Here is a 6,755-nt window from a genome sequence, read left to right on the forward strand (position 1 = left end):
ATGGTGCCACGCGTGTTCCACTTCATCTTCGGGCTCAAGGAGCAGACCGAGCCCTTCCACCTGGCGCATTACCTGTGCCTGGAATCGTGCCGCCGCCTGAACCGGCCGGATGCCATCTGGTTCCACTACGCCAACGAGCCCCATGGCCCGCTGTGGGAGCGCATCAAGCCGCACCTGAGCTTGCGTCCGGTGGTACGCGAGGCGCTGCCGGCCGCGGCCTACGGCGACTCCGAGGAAGGACGGCGCATCGCCGCCGAAGGCTGGAGCTACGCCCACGAGGCCGACTTCATTCGCTTGCGGGTGCTGCGCGAGCATGGCGGCGTCTACGCCGACATCGACACCCTGTTCGTCGCGCCGCTGCCGGACCACCTGTACGAATACGATTGCGTGCTCGGCGACGAAGGCGCCCTGCCCGACGAGCGCGGCATCCTGCGCCCGTCCCTGTGCAACGCGCTGATCATGGCGGCGCCCGGTTCGGCCTTCGTCACACGCTGGCTCGACGGCTCGCGCGACGCCTTCGACGGCAGGTGGACCAGCCACTCGTGCCAGCTCGCCAGCCGCCTGTGGGAAGCCCATCCGGAACTGGTGCACGTGGTGCCGCGCCAGTATTTCTATCGCCATCCCTGGACCCCGGCCGGCATGCGCAACCTGTTCGAACGGCTCGACACGGACACCCGCGACGTGTTCAGCCTGCACCTGTGCAGCCACCTGTGGTGGGACGCCGGACGCACCGACTTCACCGCCTTCCACGCTGGCCTGCTCACCGAGGAGTACGTGCGTGCCGGCGCCACCACCTACGCCATGCTGGCGCGCCCCTACCTGCCATGAGCGACGCCGGCATCCTGGATTTCCTGCCCCAGGCGGGACGCGGCGTCGACTTCAAGCTGGGCGAGGACGGCGTGCTGATACAGCAAGGCAAGCTGCAACTGCTGGCCTTTCCGTCGCGCCGGCCGCTGGTGTCCTGCCTGATGGTCACGCGCGGGCGCCTGTTCCCCGCGCGCTTCGCCGTGGACTGCTTCCGCCGCCAGAGCTGGTCCGAGCGCGAACTGGTGCTCGTGTGCGACGCGCCGGGCACGCCGGTCGAGGCGTACTGCCGGACGCTGGGCGACGCGCGCATCCGCGTGGTGGTGCCGGATGGCCCCGCCGCCAGCCTGGGCGAATTGCGCAACCTGTCGCTGCGCGCCGCGCGCGGCGACTATGTCTGCCAGTGGGACGACGACGACCTGTATCATCCGCAGCGCCTGGAACTGGGCATGCTGCTGCTGCAGTCGATGCGGGCGGACGCCATGTTCCTGAGCCGCTGGATGCTGTGGTCGCCGCAGGCGCGCCGCATCGGCGTCTCCGGTGCGCGCGAATGGGAAGGATCGATGCTGGCGCGGCGCGCCTGCGTGCCGCCGTATCCGGCGCTGGCGCGCGGCGAAGACACGGCCGTGCTGCACGCCATGCTCGGGCGCGGGCGCGTGGCCCTGCTCGACGCCCCCTGGCTCTACACCTATGTCCAGACCGGCGCCAACACCTGGACCGGAGCGCATTTCGAGGCTATCTGGGCCGCGGCCAGCCTGGTCGAGCCGCCGCAGCGCTACGATGCCGCCCTCGCCGCCCTCGGCGCGCACGGCCCCTACGCCGACTACGCGCAAGCAGCAGCAGCGGCCTAGCGCACCTAGCGCGCCTGGCTGCCCAGCGCCGCGCGGCTCGATTCGCGCTTCGCTTCGCCCGTGTACTCGACGCCGCGGCTGCGCATGAATTCGACGCGGCGCGCGTGCAGCGCGTCGTTCGGGTCGAGCGCGCAGCACACCGTCGCCACGCCGGTGCAGCCGTGCGGCTCGCGCCGCAACTGCTCGAACACCAGCCGGTCTTCGCCGTCGCCGCTGGCGAACGCCGCGCACGACCACAGGTGCACCACGTGCAGCAGCTGCAGCTTGTCGATCGCCAGCCCGCTCGGGCGCACGAAGCCGCCCAGCGCCTGCGCATACAGGCCGCGGCCGACGCCCACGCTTTCCAGTTCGTCCACGCACCATTCGCGCCCGGTATTGCCGTCGGCGTAGATCGAATACGAGAAGGCCCACTTGCGGCCTTCGATGGCGCTCAGGATGCGCGCGCAATGCTCTTCCTTCAGCCAGTCGTCGTCGTCGAGATAGACCACGACGCGCGCGTCGGCCAGCAGGGTCAGCGCCGAGCGCAGCGAACCGCCGTAGAACGAGGCATGCGGGCCGCCGTGGCGTTGCGAGGTCGAGTAGCCGAGGTTGATCACGGAGAGCGTCACGTGGGGCGGGCATTCCGGCGCCACCGATGCCAGCAGACCGTGCAGGCGCTGGTGCGGGTCGCAATCGACGCCGACCAGGACCTGGATGCGCCCGCCCGCGCCCTCCAGGCGCTGGCGAAACACCGAGCGCAACGCCCGCGCCAGCGAGGCGCGGCAGGTGGTGACGATCACCACCGCGACGGCGTGGCGGGCGGCGATCATAACGGCCGCAGCGCGAACGGATAGCCGCCCGCGTCCCGTTCGGCCGCCTGGGCGGCGACCCGCTCGCGCACCTGGTCGACGCCGAGCGCCCCGGGGCGGTGGTGGGTGGCATCGCGCTGCGGCGCATGGGTCGACGCCAGCGCAACGTCGTTGAAGAAGAACGGCACGGTCGCCGTATAGCAGACGCTGCGGCGGTACAGCAGATGGTCGGCCACCAGCTTGCCGTAGGCATGCACGCCGCTCAGGTCGAGGGACACGCCATCGGGACAGTAGCGCGCCAGCAGCCGCTCCATGCCGGCGCGGCTGACCAGGTAGGCGCCCGCCGAGTAGCAGGACGGCTCCCATTCGTGCCACAGGATGCCGTGGCGCAGGTAGAGCTCGCCCAGCTCGCGCACCACCGGCGCATGGCTCACGTGCAGCTGCAGGATTTCCCAGTCGGGCGGCGCGGCGGCCAGCAAGGCGGCACTGTCGAACAGGTAGTGCGAACGCACGTCGTCCTCGAGGATGACGGCTGCGGCGCTGCCGGAACGCCAGGCGGCGCCGACGGCGCGCAGGTGCGAAGCGCAAATGGCCAGTTCGGCGCGGGTGTTGACGAGCGGCTTGCGTACGGACACCGGCGGCAGGGTTTTGGGCGTGACCGCCTCGACGCGCGCGTGGACGACCCCGGCGCGCGCCAGGAACTCGCTGGCCAGCGCCCGGCGCTGGAGATCGGCCTCGCGGTTGATCCAGAAATGGGGTAAAGCGTCGAACATGCGCGCCAGTCTATCCGAAAAAAGGCCCGGCCCGGCGCCAGCCGGCCCGGGCCATGGACCAGGTGAGGTCAAGCCAGGTCAGAAGACCGCGCGCACGCCGGCGTTGGCGCCGACCTGGTAGTAGCCGCTGCGCGCTTCGCCGTCCAGGCCGAAGTACAGGTAACTCCCCTTGCGCAGCTGCAGCGTGCCGGTGACGCCGCCCTGCACGAAAGCGCGGCCCACCTGTGGAGCGTCGAGCGTGCCGGCGAGACCGGTTAGCGCGGTGCCCAGGCGCGGACGCAGCAGGTCGCCGCCATCGACGCCGGCGCCGAGGTTGAAGCGGTAGGTCGAGGCCTGCAGCGGATCGGCGTTGCGCGAGGCTGCCGCAAGGCCCGCCACCAGGCGCGTGCCGGTGGCGGAATAAGCGTCCAGCGCGAGACCTGCCAGCGAGGCGCCACGTTCGGCGGCGTCGTCGCGTTCGACCTTCTGCACCGTGACGCGGGCAAACGGCGCGACCCGGGCGCCGGCCAGCTCGCGCTCGGCGCGCACGCCCAGCCCGAGCAGCGAGCCCTTGCCGTCGACCTGCGCTGCCAGCGCCGCCCCGCCCGCCGCCAGCGGATCGGCACGGTGGCTCTCGGTCTTGTCGCGGCCATGGGCGCCGATGGCGTCGACGAGCACGCCGCCGACGGCATGTTCGCCGTAGACGAACAGCTTGTTCTGGCGCAGTTCGCCGCTGCCTGCGGTCGCGTCGAGCTTGCTGTTGGCATGGCTGACGCCGAAGCCGATCCGGGTGTCCCCGTTGCGCAGCAAATCCAGGCCCAGCGTGGCCTGGACGCGGTCGGCATGGAAGCCGGACGCGGACGCGTCGTCGCTCCACTTGCCGCGGTTGGCCGTGATGTCGAGCCACAGGGCGCGCTCGTCGGCGCCGGCATTGTGCTTCAGGACGCTGCGCTGCAGGTCCCAGCCGGCTTGCGGCGCGGCCGCGGCCAGGGCGCCGTGCACTTCGCCGGCCAGCTCGCGCACCAGCGGCGCCAGGCGCTCGGCGCCATACGAACCGACCTGGTACAGCAATGCGGTCTGCGCGGTGCTCGCCTGGCCGCCGGCGTCGCGCGCGACCAGCGTGTCGAGCACGGCGCCGGCGGCGCGGCCGTTGGCATTGGCGCCGCCGGCGAATGCCGCGTAGGACGCCGGCAGGACCTTCAGGTCGATGCTGTTGCTGCCATCCACGTTATAGAACACCGCCATGCGCTTGCCGTCCAGGCCGGCAGGTTGCGCCAGCATGTCGAAGCGCCCGCTGATGCCGCCGTCGGCCGTGACGATGCGGAAAGTCTGGCCCAGTTGCGGCGCCAGCGGCGCCGAGCCGTAGCCCGGCTCGTCCGGCGTGTACAGATCCTTCAGCGCCGGCGCCAGGGTCACGCCCGGCTCGATCACGAAGCGTTTGCCGTTGACCACGTGCAGGTAGGAGTAGTAACCCGTCGCGCCGATCGGGGTCGCGCTCGAGGCCTGCACGGTGCCGCCGATGTCTTCCTTGTAGGTACTGCCGGTGGCCATGGTGACGTTGGCGTCCGCCGTCAGCATGCCTGGCGAATTGCCCGGCGACAGCGTGCCATGCACCAGGAGCTCGCCCTTGATGGTGCCGGCGCCGCCCAGGGTCGCGCCGCGCGCCACCGTGACCTGGCTATTGAAGTTGCCGTTGGCGAGCAGCTTGCCCTGCTGGACGCAGGTGCTGTCGATGGTGGCGCTGCCGGTGACGTTCAGGGTGCCCAGGCCGGTCTTGGTGAAGCAGCCGTTGCCGGGTGCGCCGGAAAGCAGATTGCCCGCCAGCGTCGTGGTGGTGCCCGTCTCCGTGTAGATCGCGGTCGAGCGGCCCATGCGGATGTCCTGGCCGGTGGCGATGTCCACGGTCGCGACGATGGTGCCGCCGTTGAAGGTCAGCACGCCGCCCCAGCCGAGGCCGTACGCATGGGTGACCTTGACCAGGCCGTCGTTGATGGTGAGGCCGCCCGTCCAGCCGTCGCCGCGCTGGTTGGCGCTGCCCTTGCCGCCGCCGTTGTCGCCGCCCAGCACCAGGGTGCCCGCGCCTTCCTTCACCAAGCGGCCTTCACCGCTGATGTTGCCCAGCCAGGACACAACGCTATCGGCGCCTTGGGTGTCGATCGTGCCATTGTTGGCAGTGAGCAGCACGGCGCGCGTCGATTCCAGCGTCGTGGTGGTCTGCAGGGTGCCGCCGTCGAGCGTCAGCCCGTTGCCTTCCGCGCCCAGGGCCGCGTCGGCGCCGATGCGCAGCGTGCCGCCCTGGCCCACGGTCGTACCGCCGGTGTAGGTGTTGACTGCTTCTAGCGCCAGCGTGCCGCCCTTGACTTGCAGCCCGCCGCCGTTGCCGAGCACGCCGCGCAGCACCAGGGTGCCGGTGCCCCGCTTGACGAGGGCGCCCGCGCCCGATACGGCGCCGTCTCCGAAGGTCGTGGTGCCGCCATCGACGTCCAGCGTGCCCGTGCCGCTCAGCAGCAGGCCGCGCGCATGGGTCAGATCGGCGCCGGTCTGCCAGGTGCCGTTGTCCAGCTCGAGTGCAGCGGTCCCGCGGCCAAGGTTGGCGTCGGCCACGGTGCGCAGCGTGGCATTGCGCACCACCGTCTTGCCGGTATAGGCATTGTCGCCGCTCAGCGTCTGCTGGCCGCCGAGGATGGCCAGGCCGCCCGAGCCGTGGATGGCGCCGGCGAAGGTATCGTGTGCGTTCGTCAGGGTCAAGGTCTGCTCACCCAGCAGCACGGCGCCTGAGCCGGACAGCGACTGTACTTCGGCGCCGTTGTTGGTGGCGGCGATGTCGAAGGTGCCGTTGTTGACCAGGCCACTGGAGGCGGCAATGCTGCCCGAGCCGGACAGTTCCAGACCTGCACCGTTTGCAACTGCGGTCGCGCCAGTGTACGTATTGGTACCGCTCAGGATCTCATGACCGCCGGCGATGGCCAGGCCGCCCGAGCCGTGGATGGTCCCGGCGAAGCTGTCGTGTGCATTCGTCAGGGTCAACGTCTGGCCGCCCAGCAGCACCGCGCCCGAGCCGGACAGGGACTGTACTTCGGCGCCGCTGTTCGTGGCGGCGATGTCGAACGTGCCGTTGTTGACCAGGCCGCTGGAGGCAGCAATGCTGCCCGAGCCGGACAGTTCCAGGTTCGCGCCGTTCACAACTGCGGTCGCGCCGGTGTAGGCGTTGGTACCGCTAAGGATCTCGCTACCGCCAGCGACGTTCAGGCCACCGTTGCCCTGGATGACGCCAGCGAAGGTGTCATGCGCGTTCGTCAGGGTCAGGGTCTGATCGCCCAGCAGCACCGCGCCCGAGCCGGACAGGGACTGTACTTCAGCGCCGTTGTTCGTGGCGGCGATGTCAAACGTGCCGTTGTTGACCAGGCCACTGGAGGCGGCAATGCTGCCCGAGCCTGACAGTTCCAGACCTGCGCCGTTTGCGATCGCGGTCGCGCCGGTATAGGTGTTGGTGCCGCTCAGGATCTCGTGGCCACCGGCGATGTTCAGGCCACCGTTGCCCTGGATGACGCCAGCGAAGG

The 6,755-nt window shown here is 70.5% G+C and carries 5 protein-coding genes; 2 read left to right on the top strand and 3 right to left on the bottom strand.

The features are described from left to right. Both RT688_RS04640 and RT688_RS04645 read left to right on the top strand, forming a co-directional pair. Nucleotides 1–828: a glycosyltransferase gene (locus RT688_RS04640; protein ID WP_313703672.1), complete on the top strand. Its 828-nt coding sequence runs from the start codon at nt 1–3 to the stop codon at nt 826–828. After that, nucleotides 825–1,655, top strand: coding sequence for a glycosyltransferase family A protein (locus RT688_RS04645; protein ID WP_313703673.1), 831 nt, complete (start codon nt 825–827; stop codon nt 1,653–1,655). Before RT688_RS04640 ends, RT688_RS04645 begins: the two co-directional genes overlap by 4 nt. Nucleotides 1,656–1,660: 5 nt before the next feature. On the opposite strand, the gene RT688_RS04650 is transcribed toward RT688_RS04645, so the two are convergent. The 3 genes from RT688_RS04650 to RT688_RS04660 form a co-directional block, all read right to left on the bottom strand. Then, the gene (locus RT688_RS04650; RefSeq protein WP_313703674.1) at nt 1,661–2,464 is read right to left on the bottom strand and encodes a hypothetical protein; all 804 of its coding nucleotides are present in this window, start codon (nt 2,462–2,464) and stop codon (nt 1,661–1,663) included. Beyond that, a complete protein-coding gene (locus RT688_RS04655) occupies nt 2,461–3,216 on the bottom strand; it encodes a hypothetical protein (protein ID WP_313703675.1) in 756 nt (251 codons plus the stop codon). The genes RT688_RS04650 and RT688_RS04655 overlap by 4 nt, the downstream gene beginning before the upstream one ends. A gap of 78 nt (nt 3,217–3,294) precedes the next feature. Then, nucleotides 3,295–6,755, bottom strand: a 3,461-nt coding sequence (locus tag RT688_RS04660; protein WP_313703676.1) for an autotransporter domain-containing protein, incomplete at its 5' end; no start/stop codon positions are given.

Source organism: Massilia sp. (assembly GCF_032106685.1).
Lineage (GTDB): Bacteria > Pseudomonadota > Gammaproteobacteria > Burkholderiales > Burkholderiaceae_D > Telluria.

Excerpts from the sequence above, each read along its gene's own strand:
- RT688_RS04655 (WP_313703675.1), bottom strand. The coding sequence starts at position 3,216 with ATGTTCGACGCTTTACCCCATTTCTGGATCAACCGCGAGGCCGATCTC.
- RT688_RS04640 (WP_313703672.1), top strand. The coding sequence starts at position 1 with ATGGTGCCACGCGTGTTCCACTTCATCTTCGGGCTCAAGGAGCAGACC.
- RT688_RS04650 (WP_313703674.1), bottom strand. The coding sequence starts at position 2,464 with ATGATCGCCGCCCGCCACGCCGTCGCGGTGGTGATCGTCACCACCTGC.
- RT688_RS04645 (WP_313703673.1), top strand. The coding sequence starts at position 825 with ATGAGCGACGCCGGCATCCTGGATTTCCTGCCCCAGGCGGGACGCGGC.